An 18,441-nucleotide genomic window follows, 5' to 3' on the forward strand; every position below is an offset into this window, starting at 1 on the left:
TCCGACCTGTTACCAATAACGATTTGGCCTCAGGTCAGGACTGCCCTATTTCTCGATGTTCCAGAAAAAAGGTACCGGTGATATCAGCACACCCTTGAGGGATGAGCGATAGGCCGTTGGTTGAAACCATTGGCCATAGTTGACGTACGGTACGACTTCGTAGGCTCTTTTCTGCAACGCTATTCCGATCTCGACTTGCTTCGCGGGATCACTTTCACGACTGAACTGATCACGCAAATCTTCCAGCATCTTGTCGCATGGCCAACCAAACCAGGCCTCTTCCACGCAACCACCGGAGATACCGATATTAGCAATTGGCGAGGCCACATCAGCGCCAGTGCTATAGGTGTGGAAGATGTTCCAGCCCCCGTCAGCGATGCTCTTGGTCTCGGCTCGCCGGGAGGTCAGAGTACTCCAGTCCATCGCCTGCACTTCGACCTTGGCACCGATCTTACGCAGCATCTGCGCGGTCACCAGTGAGGCACCGTGCAGAACCGGGATGTCGGTCGGATCCATCAGGATCAGCGTCTCACCGTTGTAGCCGCCTTCCTTGAGCAAGCGACGGGCCTCGTCCAGGTCCTGATTCATCAGGGGCCCGGAACCAATGTCCGTATCCAGAGGCGTATCACACATGAAGTACGCAGCACAGGTCCGCCAGAACTTCTGATCGCCGATAATCGCCTGCAGGTAGTCCTCCTGCTTGACCATATGCAGCAAGGCCTGGCGTGCCTTTGCATTATCAAACGGGGGATTTAGATGGTTTGGCCGCAACCAGCCTTGGGTCCCCAGGGGATCGATCACCTTGATGGTGATATCGGGGTTGCCTTCCATTCCCGCCACCAGGTCGGGAGACGGGGTCTCCCAGAAGTCGATCTCACCAGCAATCAGGGCGTTCATGGTAGTCGCCGGATCAGGGATATACAGCCACTCGACCGTGTCGAAGTGGACGACCTTACCGCCGGCGGCGTAACTGGCGGGTTCAGAGCGCGGCTTGTAGTTGGTGTTCTTCCGGTAGGTAACTTTGACGCCCGGTATATAGCCATCTTTGTCGAACACAAAGGGTCCTGAACCGATAACCTCTGGCACTGCCTCGAATGCATCGGTTTTGGCCAGTCGTTCGGGCATCATGAACGGTACGTTGGACGAGATCTTACCGAGTGAATCGAGCACCAGACCATAAGGCTCGTTGAGCTTGAGAGTGAAGGTCTTGTCGTTGTTGGCCGTCCAGGACTCGGTGAACTTGGCCAGTTTCTGCCCCATGCCGTCGCGCTTGCTCCAGCGCTGAATACTGGCGATACAGTCTGCCGATGTCACGGGCGCTCCGTCATGCCAGGCCAGGCCCTCACGCAAGGTGAATGTATAGGTCAAACTATCGTCGCTGACCTTCCAGCCTTCGAGCATCTGCGGCTGGGGTATTAAGTTAGAATCCATCGCGATCAGGGTGTCGTACACCATGTAGCCATGGTTTCGTGTGATGTAGGCCGTGGTCCAAATCGGGTCTAGGTTCTTGAGATCCGCATGCGGCGCAACACGGAGCACTTTCTCCGCTATTGCCGGTCCAACACTGAGACCGAGAACCATACTCGCAAAGACCGAGCAGACACCAACTTTCAGAATATTCCTAACATTTTTTCTCAACATGTTTTGCCTCCTTCAAGTATTTCGGTTGTGGAAACAGACATGGATCATCGAAGTAACAACTTAATTCCCCAAAGTCGATCACCCACCTGGTGCAGCATACCCCTGACTCAGATATATTACAAATTCCAGGTCACTCATAAGCACGCCTGGTGAAACCAACAATACACGAGGATCATTATGAAACTGCTCCGCTACGGCTCTGCAGGTAAGGAGAAACCCGGCCTGCTCGATCAGGATGGTAGCATTCGGGACCTGTCGTCCGTCATTAACGATATCGATGGTGAGACACTTTCACCTCGATCCATTGAACAGTTGTCCGGGATCGAACCAGAATCGCTGCCGACCGTGACAGGTGAACCACGACTTGGCACTTGCGTCGGTAACATCGGTAAACTTGTGTGTATCGGTCTGAACTACTCAGATCATGCAAAAGAATCCGGTATGGCGATACCGACGGAGCCGATTGTATTTATGAAAGCGATCAGTGCAATTTCGGGACCCAATGACAACATCGAGCTGATCCGAGAGTCTGAAAAAACAGACTGGGAGGTTGAATTGGGAATAGTGATCGGCTCACACACCAAATACGTGACTGAAGAAGATGCGTTGGATCATGTCGCGGGTTATTGCGTGGTTAATGATATCTCAGAGCGACACTGGCAACTCGAACGCCAGGGCAACTGGACCAAAGGAAAATCAGGTGATACCTACGGCCCCGTTGGACCCTGGATGGTGACGCGAGACGAGGTATCTGACCCTCAGGCACTAGACTTGTGGCTCGATGTGAATGGGCAGAGAATGCAGGACGGAAATACAGAGACGATGATTTTTTCTGTAAAGACCATCGTTTCCTATCTCAGTCAATGCATGAGTCTGCAACCCGGTGATGTGATCGCTACCGGCACACCGCCTGGCGTTGGCCAGTCGATGAGCCCACCGGTTTTTCTTAAAGCCGGTGATAAGGTCCAGACTTGCGTAGCCGGATTAGGCGTCCAAAACCAAACTGTAGTTGAAGCTTAGGCCATTCTGGCTTCTATCCCACATCTATCCGAGATGCCGTAGATATGACTAAGATCGCTTCAAAGTTTGCTTCCGAGCTTGTCGCTGCATTAGCCGATGCAGAGGCACCCACTAACCAACCAAGCGATAACGTCAAAGACAATATTGATCGTTTCCGACACGCCTTAGAGATCGTGGGTGATGCCGACGATACCCAGGAAACCCGATCTACTCTGCCGAAAGATGCAGCGGATTGGTTAAATGAAGCACTCGGCGAACTAAATGGAACCCGGTCGTTCAATGATGCTGTTGTGATGGCTGCCAAAGCTGCCAGTTGGTATCAAATCTACAACGATGATAAGACTTCAGACAGCAAGGAAAGCAGCCCGATGCGGGATCTGGCTTCAGGCATGTATGCAGCACGATTGATTGGCCCCCATCGGGGACTAGTTCAATCTGATCAGGTTTTGGCCGGGTTATTTCTGCTTCGGAAAGAACTGCATTATCCGCTTCACCAGCACCAGAGTACTGAGATCTATTTTGCGGCATCTGGGAGTGTCCAGATTCAGCATGGCATCAATGGCAAGCCCGAAACTCTTTTGCCAGGGCAGGTTTCACTGACGCCATCAAATCGGCTTCATGCCCTTACCATGGATGACCGACCTGTCCTTATATTGTGGGTGTGGTTGGGCGAATTCGGAGGGCGCAACTGGTGGTGGCACCGACAGGACAACGGGGGCTGGCGGCGTGATGCCTGGGAAAGAAGCAGCGATGCCAGCTGGGTTAAGACCGCGAGTGAGCAAGTACCTGATTCCGAGATAATCGCTCTCCAACCGAATAACAATCAATCCTGACAGCGCTTAGGGATTTACCAAGAAAGGAGATAGACCCATGGCACAACAGCATTTTTTCGTGAGCGGCGCAATGGGCTGCATCGGTGCCTGGGTCGTCCGCAATCTTGTCCAGGAAAACTCATCGGTAACCGTGTTTGACCTCAGTACCGATCGCCACCGCCTAGAATTAATTATGACGACTGATGAGCTAGCACGTGTTACCTTTATCCAGGGTGATCTCACACAGACCAATACGGTCCGGGATGCACTAACCGACTCCGAAGCAACCCATATTATTCACCTGGGTGCCCTACAGGTCCCCTTCTGCAAAGCTGATCCACCAGTGGGCGCGGCGGTGAACGTTTTAGGCACAGTTAACATGTTCGAAGCCGCTAAGGCTGCAGGGATAGGACAACTGGTCTATGCCAGCAGCGTCGGTGTCTATGGCACCAAAGACATGTACACGGAGAGCCTGGTCCAACACGACACACCGCTTTACCCACTCAATCACTATGGTGTTTACAAGCAAGCCAATGAAGGCTCAGCCCGGGTGTATTGGCGCGATGACCACATTGCCAGCATTGGGTTTCGACCCTATACGGTCTATGGGCCCGGCCGCGACCAGGGAATGACCTCTACCCCAACCCAAGCAATGCTCGCTGCCGCCCGCGGAGAGGCCTATCACATCAGCTTTGGAGGCTCTAACGGCTTTCAGTTTGTCGACGATATCGCTAAGTTGTTTATTCAGGCGGCCAGGCACGCTATTGAAGGTTCAGACGTGTTCAATATTCGTGGCGCGGTTGCACACATGTCAGAGGTCGTTGCAGCCATACACGCCGTGTTGCCGGATGCTGAAGTCAGCCATGAGTCCGACGGACTGCCCTTCCCGGACGGGCAGGTCGACACCGAACTTCGACAAACCCTCGGCGAGATTCCCGATACACCGCTTACAGTCGGTGTTGAAAAAACCATTCGACATTTCCAGGCTGCCCTCCAAGACGGTCGTCTACCGCGGTCAACTTAAGATTCAGTCCCCTGATACTCAGTATCAGAGATAGTCTTCGATGTAGTAACTAACGATCTCCTCGAGGGCGTCTTCTTTTGTGAAACCAAGAGAAGTTGCCAGAGAGTGCTCGCATTCCTGGGGCCAACCTGCACAAATCTGTTCTATAAAAGGGTCGGGGTTAACTGTGATCTGGCCCAGACTACGATGAACTGCCGCGGCGTGGAGCGCATCGATCATGTCCTGAACTGAAACGGTATGGCTCGGCAGGCTCACCGCCCGGTCATCCATGAGCCGATCTTTTTCCAGCTCGTGCAGACGGATGATGTTGTCCACGATGGCGCGGTAACCTAGAAGTGGCATGACGGTATCAACAGACACTGGTAATTCAAAGTCCACTCCATTGAGCGGCTCGCGAAATACGCCGCTGACAAAACTAGATGCCGCCTGATTAGGTTTTCCGGGTCTTATGATCACGGTCGGAAGACGCGCTGACCGGCCGTCAATAAAACCTTTACGGGTGTAATCATTGATCATCAGTTCACCCATGGTCTTGGTTATTCCGTAGGTTGTCTGAGGCGTCTGCTTGACGTCATCCCCTACGATGCTGGGCATCCTGGATCCACCGAATACTGCCATTGAACTGGCGAATACCATTCGGGCCTGACTGTCCCGAGCCCTCAAGGCTTCCAGCACATGACGCCCACCATCCAGATTCACCCGCATGGCTAGATCGAAATCCTTCTCACCCCCCCCACTGACGACTGATGCCAGGTGGAAGACCGAAATATCATCTCTGTCGATGAGTTTCCTTACGGTCTGTCCATCGGATATATCTCCAGCAACGATTGTGACCTTAGTATCGCCCTCGCGTTCCTCAAAAAGACCCGGTATCTCGACTGAATCAAACAACACCAGTTCGTCAATGGGCTCCTCCTGTCCCGACACCCCGGTAAGCCGACCCCGCTCACACAGAGCGCGCCCGAGACGTGCACCAATAAATCCCATCCCGCCAGTAATCACCACTTTCATTGGTTGTCCTTTTGTATCCCCGATACAAAACTAGGTGTAATAGCCTGTAAATCAGCCCGCAGCGTTCAGCAACGGCGGACGCCGACTGTGCCAGTCAGTATCGTTCTGATAAGAATGACCGATCTGAAACAACAGCGTCTCTTCCCACGGTCGTCCGTTGAGCAACATGCCGATGGGCATCCCAGCCGAGGTAAATCCACACGGCACCGACAGCCCCGGTAGCCCCGCCCATGAAAATAGGTAAGTAAATCGAGTCAAATGGTGTGTTGTGGACAACATGTCGCTACTTTCTTCAACCAACGGGGCAGTAATCGGCGTGGTCGGCGTCAGTATCACGTCTACCTGCTCCAGAGTTCGATCAACGGTCCGGTTCCACCGCTCCCTCGCGCGCAGGGCTGCAGCATAGTCACACCCGGCAATATCCCGGCCCAGCAGTATACGGTCCAGCACATCGCGGCCGAATTTCTCCGGGGCGCTTTCGACACGCTCTCGGTGATATTCATAAGCGTCGGCCCAGACCATCGGCATCACGGACTGCTGGGCATACTCCGCACCTTCGAGTTCAATCTCGACAATATCCGCTCCCAGTGCAGCCAATCGCTGCGCACTGGCTTCGACGGCACTGCCCACACCTTCCTCCAGATCCTCCAAAAAGAATTTCTGGGGCAGTCCGATCCGGATCCCCTTGATACCATTGTCAAGACTACCGAGAAAATCCGGTTGCTCTCTGCGAACCGAATAGAGATCATCGTCGTCGTATCCCGCCATTACCGCGAACATGCGGGCGACAATCTCGACGGACTCTCCCAGAGGGCCGACCGTATCGATCGCCGGACAGATCCGCGTAAAACTACCCGTCATCGGTATCGATCCCATAGATGGCCGGAGACCACTGACACCATTTATGGCGGCTGGTGTTCGCACTGAACCGCCTGTATCTGACCCCACTGCGCCAACACACATCTGTGCGGCCACAGAAGCACCCGCCCCACCGCTGGAGCCACTGGGTATTCGGTCCAGGTCCCAAGGGTTTCGGGTTGAACCATAATGAGGGTTCTGAGTCGTCGACCCATAAGCAAATTCATGCAGATTGGTCTTACCGAGAATCACGGCTCCGGCTTGTCGGAGTCTCTGAACGACCAGTGCATCGATTTCGGGAACATAGTCGGCGAAAAAGGTCGAACCGTTGGTACAAGGTGTCCCGGCGACGTCAATACAGTCTTTTACCGATATCGGCACACCCGCTAGTAGACCGCTGACTGCGCCTTGCTCACGCGCTCGATCTATCGATTCCGCCTCGCGTAGCGCACTCTCGGCGAGCACAGAAATGAAAGCGTTTACGACGGAGTCAAACCGCTCAATGTTGTTAAGACAACGCCGCGTTTCCTCGATTGCACTCTGACCTGTCATGGTGAATCTCCAGCTCTGTTCGATCACGCAACAGCCTTCGCGTGCCCTACCTGATCAACCGACGTCTTGCTGCCCCAAAACCTGATTGTGACTGCTAAACCGCCACTTCAGCAAGCACGCACTGATGTCACTCACCGTCGCACAGTTTAGCCACGAAACATACCATATGACGCTCGGCCGGCGTGGCTGTTATCCTGTACTGTAAGCTCCCCGACTGTCTCAACCGAACATCGACTGCGACATTGACTCCTTCGACCTATGAACCGACCAAGTGGAGAACGTGATGCCTAGAGCTAACCTGAAACGATTATTCGCCAATGACAAACTCAAAGCCGGACACGCCTTATTTGAGTTTTCAACACCCGGCATCGGCCAGATTTTGGGTGGAACAGGTATCGATTTTGTCTTTGTCGATATGGAACACTCAGGTTTTGGAATATCCGAACTCAAACAACTCGTCACCAGTTTGAGAGCCGGCAACCTTCCTGCCCTGGTACGCCCGCCGTCGAAAAACTATCACCATATCGCTCGAGCGCTCGATGCGGGTGCTGATGGACTACTACTGCCTATGGTGGCCTCGGCTGACGAAGCCCGTGAAATCGTCCAGCACGCCAACTACCCTCCACGCGGGCACCGGGGCATCGCCCTGGGGATTGCGCACGATGGCTACCGCGCTGTGTCACCCGATGTTGCCTTACGATCAGCCAATCGAAGAATTGGTATAGCCACATTGATCGAAACTGTTGAAGGCGTGCGGAACGTCGATGAAATCGCCGCGGTCGATGGGGTGGACTGTATCTGGCTGGGACACTTTGATCTCAGTGCGTCTCTGGGTATCCCAGGGGACTTCGACCACCCGGAATTTCTTCGCGCCGAGCGCCGAATTCGACAGGCAGCACACAAACACGGCAAGGCACTGGGGTTTCTTGTAGTTTCAGCCGAACAAGGCATTGATCGATTTCGAAAAGGATATGATGTCATCTGTTACCAGATGGACACACTCCTCTACCCACAGACTTTGGCAAGCGGAATCGAACAAATTCGCAAGGGGTGCAAAACCGGCAGACCGAAGCAAAAGTCATGAAAAATCAAGATCAATTTCGGGTAGCTCTGTCTGGGGCATTTCAAAACAATGATGGCACGCCCGTATTCCCGATGTTCGACCTGTCACCGCTATCGGATGACCCTGAAGTTCAATTCGAATACGTCGCCGGCATTGATGGTCGGATGAGTGCCGAATCACTGGAGGGTTTCGATGCACTGGTACTGCTGCTGGAGAAATTTGATGCCAACAGCATCCCTGCGAACAACCGCCTGACACTGATTGCACGGTTTGGCGTGGGTTTTGATACGGTGGATGTAGAAGCTTGCAAAATCAAGGGAATCGCGGTCGGAATCACACCTAACGGCGTCAGACGACCAGTCGCAGCATCAGTACTGACCTACATCCTCGCTCTATCCGGGAAACTGATGATCAAAGACGCTCTGGTACGAGGTGGACCATCAACGTTTGCTGAAAGAGCTCAGCACATGGGGACAGGGCTGGTGGGTAAGACGCTGGGCTCAATCGGGCTTGGCAACATTGGTGTGGAGGTATTTCGACTCTGTGCGCCGCTCGGTATGAACTTCATCGCTCACGACCCCTATATCGATTCGACTGTCGCCCAGTCCGTCAACGTTGAACTCAAAGACCTGGAGAGCGTATTCCGTGAGAGTGATTTTTTGACCCTTAACGTACCGCTAAGCGAAGAGACCCTCCACCTGGCGAACGCTGCCAGGCTTACATTGATGAAACCTACTGCGTACCTGATCAATACATCACGTGGGCCCGTTGTCGACCAAACCGCCCTCGTAACGGCGTTGACACAAGGCGTAATTGCCGGCGCCGGGTTGGACGTATTTGATCCAGAGCCACCACAGGCCGACGACCCGCTATTACAGCTCGATAATGTGATCCTCACTCCGCATGCTCTGTGCTGGACGGACCAGTGCTTTGCCGGCATAGGAGCGCAGGATCTAGAGCATGTATTTGCCGTAAAAAACGGACAGGTCCCGCAGGCACTTGCTGACCCTACGGTCGCTGATGAACCGGCCTTCCACCTGAAGCTGAAACACTACCGAAATTGCTTCGCTTCTCAGTCGACGTAACGGGTCTTATCTGAATCGAGCAACTCCTGAACCCAGTCTGAGGCAGTAGCTCCACCGTGGACTTTCTTCTCGTATTCAGCCTCTAGCTGAGTAACGACTGCAATTGAGGCAATCACTGCATCGACGGTCGATCGTGATACGACGACGACACCATCACGGTCTCCCACCAAAATGTCACCCGACTCGATGGGTACACCTTTGATAGCTACCGGCAAGCCGACCGAGCCTGGACCTAGGGAATAAGGTGAGTTGGGAGATACACCTGCACAAAATACCGGAATACCCGCCGCCAGTATGCCCTCTGCGTCCCGAACCAGCCCATCGGTAACAATGGCGCGGATCCCTTTATTTTTTGCCATGATGGCGACGTTGTCACCGATCACAGCTGCGTCGTCGTAACCATTTGTTTCAATCAACACCACGTCACCAGGCTGTGCCAGCGCAATGCCCGGCTGAACAGCCAGCATGTCCCTGGGTTCAACATGCACAGTAATTACAGAACCGGCAAACGCCATGTCGGTCGCGAGCGGCTTAATTCGGTAGTCCAGGGCTCCGGTACCATTCTGGGCATCGACCACAAATCCGGTCGAAATCCCTTGAAACACCCCGATCTGGTCATTGGTCGGTCGATCGAAGTGTTTCCTGACCGTAAGAATGACAGGTTCACCAATCATGTGTTCATATCCTCGGTGTTCTGATGGGTTTCGACGCTCAACCGCCCGAAGAATTCCAGGCAGCCGCGTTTAGCCCGTGGTCAGAGATGCTCGATCGTAACAATTCGGAATTTTAATATATATTATCCTGTGAATAGATGAGAACCAAGGATGTGAGACCTATGAGCCAAACTGTAACCCGGACAATTCGACTGAGCCCAGCTGACAATGTTGTGGTTGCCCGCGCCGCACTGCGTGCGGACACCCGCGTCGAGGAAGAAGCGCTGACAACGCTTGATCCGATAGATCCTGGACACAAAGTGGCGACCCAGGCCATCTCGAAAGGTGACACGATAAGAAAGTACGACCAGATCATCGGCATAGCCGAAACCGATATCTTGCCGGGCCAGCATGTTCACACCCACAACTTGCGCATGGATAATTTCGACCGCGACTACCGGTTCAGTGAGTCGGTGAGAAGTCTCGACTTCGTGGCACCCGAACAGGCGGCGACTTTTGAGGGCATTGTTCGTTCTGACGGCCGCGTCGGAACCCGCAACTACATTGGCGTTCTGACCAGTGTCAATTGTTCTGCAAGTGTTGCTCGACATGTCACCAAACGGTTTCAAGAAGACGTGATGGCTGAGTTTCCTAATGTCGATGGGGTCATCGCGCTAACACATGATCATGGCTGTGGCGGCTGTGCCGGTATCGGCCTGAACTATATACAGAGGACACTTTCCGGTTACTCCCGACACCCCAATTTTTATGCCGTGGTGATTATTGGCCTGGGCTGCGAGGCCAATCAGATCGGGGCCATGATGGAAGCTGAAAAGCTCAATCCCAGCGATAAACTCCACGCCTTTACGATCCAGGATTCAGGTGGCAGCGCTGCGGCGGCCGAGCGTGGCGAGGGCCTGATCCGTGAACTGCTCAGTGATGCGAACCAGATCGAACGGGTGACACGACCGGTCAGCGATCTGATTCTGGCACTGGAATGTGGCGGCTCAGACGGCTACTCGGGCATCTCTGCAAATCCGGCACTCGGCGCAGCAGCCGACCTCCTGGTCTTGAATGGGGGGACGGCCTGTCTGGGTGAAACGCCAGAAGTCTATGGTGCCGAACACCTGCTCACGCAGCGGGCAGTCAGCCCCGAAGTCGGCCAGAAACTGGTGGACCGGATCCGTTGGTGGGAAGACTACACCCAGGCCAATCATGCCGAAATGAACAACAATCCTGCACCTGGCAATAAAGCAGGCGGTCTGACCACGATTCTGGAGAAATCCCTTGGCGCCGTGGCCAAAGGCGGCACGACTAATCTGGTTGACGTCTACGAGTATGCGCAACCGATTACCAAAAAAGGTTTTGTCTTTATGGATACACCAGGTTACGACCCCGCTTCGATCACCGGCATGGTGGCGGGTGGCGCCAACATCACCTGCTTCACAACCGGTCGCGGCTCGGTGTTCGGGGGCAAACCTGTGCCAAGCCTGAAACTTGCCACCAACACGCCGATGTATCTGCGGATGGAAAGTGACATGGACATCAACTGCGGTGACATCGTCGACGGTACGTCGAGCGTTGAGAAAAAGGGGCAGGAAATCTTTGAGAGGATCATCTCCTGCGCATCCGGTGAACGGTCAAAATCCGAAATCATGGGCATGGGCGAAGAAGAATTTGTTCCCTGGATGGTCGGTGCCATACTGTAATTCATGCTTAATCGCCCTACTCTTCTGACTTAGGTCGACTGTCCTACACTGCGCTAAACGGAAAGATCTATGCTCAGTACTACTCAGCTTGATCACTATCACACGCAAGGTTTTGTAATTCCTGATTTCCGCCTCGACAAAGAAACGCTTGATACTATCAAAGGACATCATGAGCGTCTGATCACCCGATTACCCGAATTTCGAGACTACTGTCCCAGCGTGCTGGCCTACGATCTGGCCTTCCTGAACTACGCTCGCATTCCGGAGATCCTGGAAATGGTGGAGCAGGTACTAGGTGGTCATTTTGCACTCTGGAATTCCAGCTTTTTTGCTAAACCTGCCGTCAACGGTAGGGCAACCCCCTGGCACCAAGATGGCGAGTACTGGCCCATACGACCTGTGGCCACTTGCACAGTCTGGATTGCGATTGATGATGCGAACACGGAAAACGGCTGCCTGAAACTCATCCCCGGTTCTCATAAGAAAGAACAGCTGCTTGCACATAAAACTAATCCAGACCCAAATCTGACCCTCAACCAGGAACTGCTGTCCTCAGATTTCGATGAATCCCAGGCCGTAGACCTGATTCTGGAGGCGGGACAAATGTCACTGCACGATGTTCGAATAGTGCACGGCTCAGAAGAGAACACGTCTTCGAATTCACGACGTGGTATGACACTACGCTACATGCCACTGACTTCTGTCTTTGACCGAAGACTCGCAGTGACACAATCGAAAAGTATGGGGTTTAAGGCTCACGAGGAACGAACACTTTTCCTTATGCGAGGAACTGATCAGACCGGAGAAAACGATTTTCGCCTGCGCTGGTAACAACGCTATCAGTCAACAGAACGACATTAAAGGACAATAATAATGACTAAAATCAATCTCTGCGGCGTCATTCCACCGGTGACCACTCCTTTCGACGCGCACGGAGAAATCGAGTACACCTCGGTTAAAGCACAGGTTGATTGGCTGGTTGACTGCGGCGTGAGCGGGATCGCGGCTGGCGGCAGTACGGGCGAAGGTCATACCCTCGAGGCTGACGAATTTAGGACCCTCATTAATGTCGCGTTCGAAGCTGCTGACGGGCGTATCGACGTGATTGCCGGAATTATCACTGATTCGACGCGGGAATCTGTGCGGCGTGGCCAGATGATCCAGGATTCAGGCGTCGCCGCATTGCAGGTCACGCCGGTGCACTACGTATTCAAGCCAGGCGACGATGACACCGTCGAGCATTTCAGAACGCTGAGCAGCGAAACGGGAATGCCGATCATTATCTATAACGTCATCCCGTGGAATTACCTTTCACCCGAACTGCTGTGCAGGGTCATGCGTGAGGTTCCGGGCGTCATTGGCGTAAAACAAAGCGCTGGCGATATGAAGCTTTTTGCTGATCTCATGATTTCAGCCGACCCGGACGACTTGATTTTTAGTGCGGTAGACGGCCTGCTGTATGCCAGTTACTGCTTGGGTGCCCGGGGATCTATTGCAGCTATTCTTTCCGCGGCGCCTCGCCCAAGCGTCCAGCTCTGGAACGCAGTCAAAGCCGGAGACCATGCAACAGCACTGGACCTGCACGAAAAGTTGCTGGCCTTGTGGAATGCAATCGTTGGTGACAATCTACCGGCAACAACCAAGTATTCACAGATTCTTCAGGGTATTCCCGCAGGGCTACCTCGTCAGCCAATGTCTATGCCTGGAGAACCCCAGCAAGCTCTCATTCGCAACGCACTGATGGGTCTTAGTCTGATCTAAGGCACAACTCAAACAGAGATTTCGTCTCGGTTGGCCTTCGGGTCAAGCCGGTGCGGTATTTTGATATGAATCAAAATACTACCCTCAAACGGAGCCTTACTCGCAAGTTACGTTCGTGAACAGCTATCGCAACCAACAGTTCTTAATCGTCGGCACAGGCTTTCTGGTCCAGGCTGTTTATGTGGGACTGTTGTTTATGTTCGGGATATTGTTTCTTGAATTCGAGGAAACCTTCGGTTGGTCCCGCGCGGTAATTTCTGGCGCGTTCTCCGCATTCCTCCTTGCGACCGGAATTATCGGCATAGCTATGGGGAAACTGAACGATCTTTTCGGCCCTCGACGGATAATGATTGCTGGCGCGCTGATTCATGGCGCCGGCTACGCACTGATGTCCCTCATCCAGGCGCCCTGGCAGCTCTATTTCTTTTACGGTGTGCTCGTAGCGGTTGGATTCAGCACACACGACATTTTGACGTTGTCGACTATTGCCCGCTGGTTCACAGCCAAAAGAAGCCTGATGTCCGGAATTGTCAAAGCCGGGGCCGGTGCGGGAACGTTCGTGGTTCCTATACTACTGACCGCCCTGCTTGCAGTCTGGGACTGGCGCATCGCTTGCCTTGTTGTTGGCGCAGCTTCTACTTTGATTTTGACCTTTCTCGCACAGTTTTTGACACGTAACCCACCATCGACACCAGTGGAATCAGACGAAGTCTCGACACCAGTACCTCAAACTGAAATTGGACTGACGCTCAAGCTAGCGATTACTACACGCAATTTCTGGATTCTGTGCGTCGGGCAGTTTTTGATCTTTTCCTGCTTGATGGTCGTGATGATTCATGTGGCTCCCCACGCCCGAGACCTTGGGTTTGAAACAACCCAGGCAGCAAAAGTACTCTCAACCATCGGCGCCGGAAGTATTCTCGGCCGAATCATTCTGGGTGGAACCGCTGATCGATTGGGAGGGAAGCGCGCGCTGATCATCGCCTACGTCATTCTTTGCGCGAGCCTGATCTGGCTGCTGTTTATCCGCGAACCGTCGATTCTGTTTTTGTTTGCCCCGGTATATGGATTTACTCATGGTGCATTCTTCACACTCATATCTCCCACGGTGGCAGAGCTTTTCGGCACCCGGTCGCATGGCGTGATTTTCGCCATCGTCTTGTTTCATGGGACGATTGGTGGCGCTTTGAGCCCATTGATTGCAGGTTATGTTTTCGACACGGTGGGCTCTTACCAGCCAGTTTTTGCTTGCCTGGCCGGGCTTGCGGTTGCAGGCCTCGTACTGGTCCAGTTTCTGCAGTCGAACAGCCCGGCTGAAATTGAGGTAACCTGAGAAATCTACAAAGCTAGGTCAGGCTGCGCGATGTCCCAGAAAAGAACATTCCGAGTCGGTACCGGCGCCGGATTTTCATCCGACCGACTGGATCCGGCCATTGATCTGGTGAAGCGGGGCCAGCTGGACACGATCATATTTGAATGCGTGGGTGAAAGAACCCTGGCATTCGGGCATCGCGACCGTGCGGCTGATCCTGGCCTCGGCTACAACGCCTTACTTGAAACCCGGCTCCGAGCCCTCCTCCCCCTGTGCCAGGCACACGGCACCCGACTGATCACCAACATGGGTGTCGCCAATCCGGACGCTGCGGCACAACTGGCTGTCAGAATCGCACAGGAGCTGGGGCTAAATGGACTTCGCATAGCTGCGGTGACCGGCGACGATGTACGTACACTGATTCACGACGAAAGCCCGTTGCACGAACCATCGTGTACAGTCGCCGAAACCGGTCGGTCGATTCTTGGGGCAAATGCCTACCTCGGCGCTGACGCGATTATTCCAGCATTGGAAGAAGATGCGCACGTCGTCATCACTGGTCGAGTGGCTGACCCATCGTTGTTTCTGGCGCCTATCCAGCATCATTTTAACTGGGCAGCAAACGACTGGACTCGGCTCGGCGCTGGCACCCTGGTTGGACATTTAATGGAATGTGCAGCCCAGGTCAGCGGCGGCTATTTTGCCGACCCAGGATATAAATCAGTCCCTAATCTGGCTTATGTGGGCTTCCCAATTGCAGAAGTCTGCGCCGACGGCAGCGCTGTAATCACCAAGTTGACAGACACGGGCGGGCTGGTCAGTACCCAGACTGTCAAGGAACAGATGCTGTACGAGGTACACAACCCAACGGCCTACCTGACCCCTGATGTCACAGCTGATTTCTCCACAGTTAATGTTTCTGAAGTGAGTGCCGATCGCGTGCAGGTTTCTAACGCCAGTGGCACAGCTCGGCCGGATCAACTGAAGGTTACCGTAGCCTTCGACGGCGGCTATCTGGCTGAAGCAGAAGTCTCATACGCTGGTCCAGGCGCTGCAGAACGCGCCACGTTGGCTGCCGATATCGTCAGAGACCGCATCAGAAAAGTCCACGACGTTCATTTACCCTGTCGTACAGATCTGGTCGGACTGAACGCGATCCACGAGCTCAAACCCAGTAAGGATTTGGATATCCGAGATGTCCGCCTGCGTGCTGCATTGCGCTGCAACGATCGTAAAGCTGCTGAGGCACTGCTGTGGGAAGTCGAAGCGCTGCTGTGCTGTGGGCCAGCCGGAGGCGGTGGTTACAGAGGTCGTATCGAGCCTAGCGTCCTGACTTACTCGACCTTTGTAAAGCGTGACCAGGTGACGCCGAAAATAGAGATCCTATCTGTATGACTCGTATTATCGAACTTAGGCAGATTGCCCATGCCCGAGCTGGCGACAAGGGAAACCGCTCCAATGTCTCGGTATTTACCTATAAGCCGGAAGACTTCCCACTCATTTTGACCCAGGTCACGGCCGAGCGGGTGAAATTGCATTTTGGACACTTACTGCTAGGCGAGATTCAGCGCTTTGTCCTGCCACAGCTCCATGGCATCAACCTGGTCATGGATGAAGCCCTAGGCGGTGGCGTAAACGAATCACTGAATCTTGACAGTCATGGGAAATCATGGAGCTTCCTGATTTTATCTCTATCGATCGAACTGGATGGTGAGGCGCCTCCCAGTTCCAACTACGACAATTAATAGCTGCCCCATTGATGTGATCAAATCGCTTTCCGGCCTCAGCCCTCTCCTAAAATTCAGTGCTGTCAGGTCTCCAGAAAATTAGAAATCACGCCTCCCTTGGTATGGACCGAAACAGTTTTCTGGTGATCATCGCATGCATAGCTGCGGAATCTATGCGACAGCAACCTAGCTTCCCCCAATGACCCTAATTGTTGTACGCTCAAAGCAAGAAAGTTTCTGGCAACCCTATAATCCGATTCTTATTGAAGGAGAAACTGTTATGCGATTGGAAAACAAGATTGCGCTGGTAACAGCTGCAGCGTCCGGTATGGGACGCGCTGGCGTGGTCCGTTTTGCAGCAGAAGGAGCCCAGGTAGCCGTGGTAGATATCGACCAGGCAGCATTGGATGCGGTGGTTAAAGAAGTCACTGATGCCGGCGGCGACGCCGTGGGTATCAACGCAGACTTGACCAAAGATGATGAATGCCATCGTATTGTCGATGACACAATTGATGCCTTTGGTGGGTTGGATTTGTTGTGGAACCATGTTGGGCATCCCGGCCCATCGGCGGTCGAAGAGATTGACCCGGATGACTACGAAATCGCAATGGATTTGAACGTGCGGTCGGTGTTCATGACCACCGGGCGAGCGATACCACATCTGCGCCAGCGCGGTGGGGGCAGCATACTGTTCACTGCATCGATTGCCGGTCTGATCGGATCCCCTTTCAGTCCCGTCTATTCTGCCGCCAAATGGGGCGTAAATGGCCTGATGGCTTCGCTCGCAGGCAGACTGGCAGCAGATAATATCCGTGTAAACAGTGTCTGCCCCGGTATGGTCGACACACCGATGCTGAAGGTCTTTATGGCCCGCCCTGACCAGGAAACAGATCGAGAGGCGAACCTTGCGATGATGAGGACCCTGACACCATTGGGCCGCGAAGCCCAGCCGGAAGAAATTGCCAATGCAGCATTATTTCTGCTGTCGGATGAGGCATCCTATATTACTGGCGTCGCCCTACCAGTAGATGGCGGCTTTGTGTCCAAGTAGATGTAGGGCTTCGATACCACTCATTATCTTATGACGAAACACAGGATACCTCGTTCATGATCATCAGCCATAAGAACTTACGAACACTCACCAAAGAAATAGTGACCGCCGCAGGCAGCATAGGAGATGAGCCTCAGTTGGTGTCGGACAACCTAGTCGAGGCAAATCTCGCAGGCCACGACAGTCACGGTATTGGCATGCTCCCTCGTTATGTCGCCTCTGTGCAAACCGGTGAACTCATTCCTAATCAACATGCGACAATCGTCGTTGATCATGGTGCGATGGTTACCATTGATGGCGGCGCCGGCTATGGGCAGGTGATCGGCACAGAGTCCATGGACATTGCCATCGATCGAGCCCGCAAGCATGGGGTATGCGTGATGACCATACGGCGGTCCTTTCACTTGGGCCGCATAGGCGCCTGGGGAGAGCGCTGTGCAGCTTCAGGACTGCTGTCAATGCATCATGTCAATGTCGTCGGCCATCCCGGGTTGGTTGCGCCTTATCGTGGGTCGGATGCACGGTTCGCCACCAACCCCTACTGCTGCACGCTTCCGGCCACCGCAACCAGCCCATCGGTCGTTCTCGATATGGCCACCAGTGTAATTGCCCATGGCAAAGTCCGAGTTGCTAAAAATAAAGGGGAGTTGCTGCCAGATGGTGTTTTACTCGACGGTAAAGGGCAGCCCACAAACAACCCACAGGCCATGTTCGATTCCCCACCGGGCGCCATTCAAACCTTCGGTACCTACAAGGGCTATGGGCTTGCACTGATCAACGAGTTGCTTGCTGGAGTATTCAGCGGTGGGGGAACATGCCGACCCGAAACGGAACACGGTAGCGACACGATCCTCAACAATATGTTCTCGGTAATCATCGACCCTGAGCGCCTTGTCGACAGAGAGTTTATTCACACGGAAACCGACGCAACAATCGCCCACATCAAGGCGTCACCGCCTTTAGTAGACGAAGAACCTGTGCTGATCCCCGGTGATCCGGAACGCGCGAGCAATGAAGCGAGACGTCAGTCGGGCATACCAATAGATGAAGAAAGTTGGCGGCTGTTCGTGCAGTCAGGGTTATCAGTCGGTGTGTCTCAGGATCGGATTAATGCACTCGCCACAAGTTAAGGGTGCGACCGCACCAAACGAGCCAATGTCAA

Annotated in this window: 17 protein-coding genes; 13 read left to right on the plus strand and 4 right to left on the minus strand. The window is 53.7% G+C overall.

Features of this window, described 5'->3' with window-relative positions; all coding sequences use genetic code 11:
- Nucleotides 1–45: 45 nt before the first annotated feature.
- Nucleotides 46–1,641, minus strand: coding sequence for an ABC transporter substrate-binding protein (locus tag MK323_00095; protein ID MCH2480566.1), 1,596 nt, complete (start codon nucleotides 1,639–1,641; stop codon nucleotides 46–48).
- A gap of 177 nt (nucleotides 1,642–1,818) precedes the next feature.
- Here MK323_00095 and MK323_00100 point away from each other — a divergent pair, with 177 nt between their 5' ends.
- From MK323_00100 to MK323_00110, 3 genes are read left to right on the plus strand one after another with little or no spacing between them, the layout of a single operon-like run.
- Nucleotides 1,819–2,661, plus strand: coding sequence for a fumarylacetoacetate hydrolase family protein (locus tag MK323_00100; GenBank protein ID MCH2480567.1), 843 nt, complete (start codon nucleotides 1,819–1,821; stop codon nucleotides 2,659–2,661).
- Between the two features lie 44 nt (nucleotides 2,662–2,705).
- Nucleotides 2,706–3,494 carry a dimethylsulfonioproprionate lyase family protein gene (locus MK323_00105; protein MCH2480568.1) on the plus strand — a complete coding sequence of 263 codons (789 nt, stop codon included), beginning with the start codon at nucleotides 2,706–2,708 and terminating at the stop codon, nucleotides 3,492–3,494.
- Between the two features lie 37 nt (nucleotides 3,495–3,531).
- A complete protein-coding gene (locus MK323_00110) occupies nucleotides 3,532–4,497 on the plus strand; it encodes an NAD-dependent epimerase/dehydratase family protein (protein MCH2480569.1) in 966 nt (321 codons plus the stop codon).
- A 24-nt stretch (nucleotides 4,498–4,521) separates the two neighbouring features.
- Here MK323_00110 and MK323_00115 read toward each other — a convergent pair whose 3' ends face one another.
- Together MK323_00115 and MK323_00120 are read right to left on the minus strand one after the other, a co-directional pair.
- On the minus strand, nucleotides 4,522–5,508 hold the full coding sequence (locus MK323_00115; GenBank protein ID MCH2480570.1) for an NAD-dependent epimerase/dehydratase family protein: 987 nt from the start codon (nucleotides 5,506–5,508) through the stop codon (nucleotides 4,522–4,524).
- A gap of 51 nt (nucleotides 5,509–5,559) precedes the next feature.
- Entirely contained in the window at nucleotides 5,560–6,918 is a 1,359-nt protein-coding gene (locus MK323_00120) for an amidase (protein ID MCH2480571.1), read from the minus strand.
- Nucleotides 6,919–7,201: 283 nt separating this feature from the next.
- Between MK323_00120 and MK323_00125 the strand changes: the two genes are divergently transcribed.
- On the plus strand, nucleotides 7,202–8,002 hold the full coding sequence (locus tag MK323_00125; protein MCH2480572.1) for an aldolase/citrate lyase family protein: 801 nt from the start codon (nucleotides 7,202–7,204) through the stop codon (nucleotides 8,000–8,002).
- A complete protein-coding gene (locus MK323_00130) occupies nucleotides 7,999–9,066 on the plus strand; it encodes a dehydrogenase (protein ID MCH2480573.1) in 1,068 nt (355 codons plus the stop codon). The genes MK323_00125 and MK323_00130 overlap by 4 nt, the downstream gene beginning before the upstream one ends.
- Here the strand turns inward: MK323_00130 and MK323_00135 are convergent.
- Nucleotides 9,054–9,740, minus strand: a complete 687-nt coding sequence (locus tag MK323_00135; GenBank protein ID MCH2480574.1) for an RraA family protein — start codon at nucleotides 9,738–9,740, stop codon at nucleotides 9,054–9,056. The two genes, MK323_00130 and MK323_00135, sit on opposite strands and share 13 nt — an antisense overlap.
- Before the next feature lie 161 nt (nucleotides 9,741–9,901).
- On the opposite strand from MK323_00135, the gene MK323_00140 reads away from it, so the two are divergent.
- From MK323_00140 to MK323_00175, 8 genes are all read left to right on the plus strand, one after another.
- A complete protein-coding gene (locus tag MK323_00140; GenBank protein ID MCH2480575.1) occupies nucleotides 9,902–11,428 on the plus strand; it encodes an altronate dehydratase family protein in 1,527 nt (508 codons plus the stop codon).
- A 69-nt stretch (nucleotides 11,429–11,497) separates the two neighbouring features.
- Complete coding sequence (locus MK323_00145; GenBank protein ID MCH2480576.1) at nucleotides 11,498–12,259, plus strand: phytanoyl-CoA dioxygenase family protein; 762 nt, start codon at nucleotides 11,498–11,500, stop codon at nucleotides 12,257–12,259.
- A gap of 42 nt (nucleotides 12,260–12,301) precedes the next feature.
- The gene (locus tag MK323_00150) at nucleotides 12,302–13,189 is read left to right on the plus strand and encodes a dihydrodipicolinate synthase family protein (GenBank protein MCH2480577.1); all 888 of its coding nucleotides are present in this window, start codon (nucleotides 12,302–12,304) and stop codon (nucleotides 13,187–13,189) included.
- Nucleotides 13,190–13,304: 115 nt separating this feature from the next.
- Nucleotides 13,305–14,522 (plus strand): MFS transporter, encoded by a 1,218-nt coding sequence (locus tag MK323_00155; protein ID MCH2480578.1) that lies wholly within the window; start codon nucleotides 13,305–13,307, stop codon nucleotides 14,520–14,522.
- 30 nt (nucleotides 14,523–14,552) lie between these two features.
- The gene (locus MK323_00160) at nucleotides 14,553–15,896 is read left to right on the plus strand and encodes a DUF1446 domain-containing protein (protein MCH2480579.1); all 1,344 of its coding nucleotides are present in this window, start codon (nucleotides 14,553–14,555) and stop codon (nucleotides 15,894–15,896) included.
- Complete coding sequence (locus MK323_00165) at nucleotides 15,893–16,246, plus strand: hypothetical protein (protein MCH2480580.1); 354 nt, start codon at nucleotides 15,893–15,895, stop codon at nucleotides 16,244–16,246. The genes MK323_00160 and MK323_00165 overlap by 4 nt, the downstream gene beginning before the upstream one ends.
- A gap of 262 nt (nucleotides 16,247–16,508) precedes the next feature.
- Complete coding sequence (locus tag MK323_00170; GenBank protein MCH2480581.1) at nucleotides 16,509–17,279, plus strand: SDR family oxidoreductase; 771 nt, start codon at nucleotides 16,509–16,511, stop codon at nucleotides 17,277–17,279.
- Between the two features lie 56 nt (nucleotides 17,280–17,335).
- Nucleotides 17,336–18,409, plus strand: coding sequence for a malate/lactate/ureidoglycolate dehydrogenase (locus MK323_00175; GenBank protein MCH2480582.1), 1,074 nt, complete (start codon nucleotides 17,336–17,338; stop codon nucleotides 18,407–18,409).
- Nucleotides 18,410–18,441: the final 32 nt, after the last annotated feature.

The organism is Gammaproteobacteria bacterium (assembly GCA_022450155.1).
In the GTDB taxonomy this organism is placed as follows: Bacteria; Pseudomonadota; Gammaproteobacteria; order Arenicellales; family UBA868; genus REDSEA-S09-B13.

Coding starts and splice junctions, on each gene's coding strand:
- MK323_00150 (MCH2480577.1), top strand. CDS start 12,302: ATGACTAAAATCAATCTCTGCGGCGTCATTCCACCGGTGACCACTCCT.
- MK323_00140 (MCH2480575.1), top strand. CDS start 9,902: ATGAGCCAAACTGTAACCCGGACAATTCGACTGAGCCCAGCTGACAAT.
- MK323_00130 (MCH2480573.1), top strand. CDS start 7,999: ATGAAAAATCAAGATCAATTTCGGGTAGCTCTGTCTGGGGCATTTCAA.
- MK323_00175 (MCH2480582.1), top strand. CDS start 17,336: ATGATCATCAGCCATAAGAACTTACGAACACTCACCAAAGAAATAGTG.
- MK323_00145 (MCH2480576.1), top strand. CDS start 11,498: ATGCTCAGTACTACTCAGCTTGATCACTATCACACGCAAGGTTTTGTA.
- MK323_00170 (MCH2480581.1), top strand. CDS start 16,509: ATGCGATTGGAAAACAAGATTGCGCTGGTAACAGCTGCAGCGTCCGGT.
- MK323_00135 (MCH2480574.1), bottom strand. CDS start 9,740: ATGATTGGTGAACCTGTCATTCTTACGGTCAGGAAACACTTCGATCGA.
- MK323_00110 (MCH2480569.1), top strand. CDS start 3,532: ATGGCACAACAGCATTTTTTCGTGAGCGGCGCAATGGGCTGCATCGGT.
- MK323_00125 (MCH2480572.1), top strand. CDS start 7,202: ATGCCTAGAGCTAACCTGAAACGATTATTCGCCAATGACAAACTCAAA.
- MK323_00095 (MCH2480566.1), bottom strand. CDS start 1,641: ATGTTGAGAAAAAATGTTAGGAATATTCTGAAAGTTGGTGTCTGCTCG.
- MK323_00115 (MCH2480570.1), bottom strand. CDS start 5,508: ATGAAAGTGGTGATTACTGGCGGGATGGGATTTATTGGTGCACGTCTC.
- MK323_00120 (MCH2480571.1), bottom strand. CDS start 6,918: ATGACAGGTCAGAGTGCAATCGAGGAAACGCGGCGTTGTCTTAACAAC.
- MK323_00100 (MCH2480567.1), top strand. CDS start 1,819: ATGAAACTGCTCCGCTACGGCTCTGCAGGTAAGGAGAAACCCGGCCTG.
- MK323_00165 (MCH2480580.1), top strand. CDS start 15,893: ATGACTCGTATTATCGAACTTAGGCAGATTGCCCATGCCCGAGCTGGC.
- MK323_00160 (MCH2480579.1), top strand. CDS start 14,553: ATGTCCCAGAAAAGAACATTCCGAGTCGGTACCGGCGCCGGATTTTCA.
- MK323_00105 (MCH2480568.1), top strand. CDS start 2,706: ATGACTAAGATCGCTTCAAAGTTTGCTTCCGAGCTTGTCGCTGCATTA.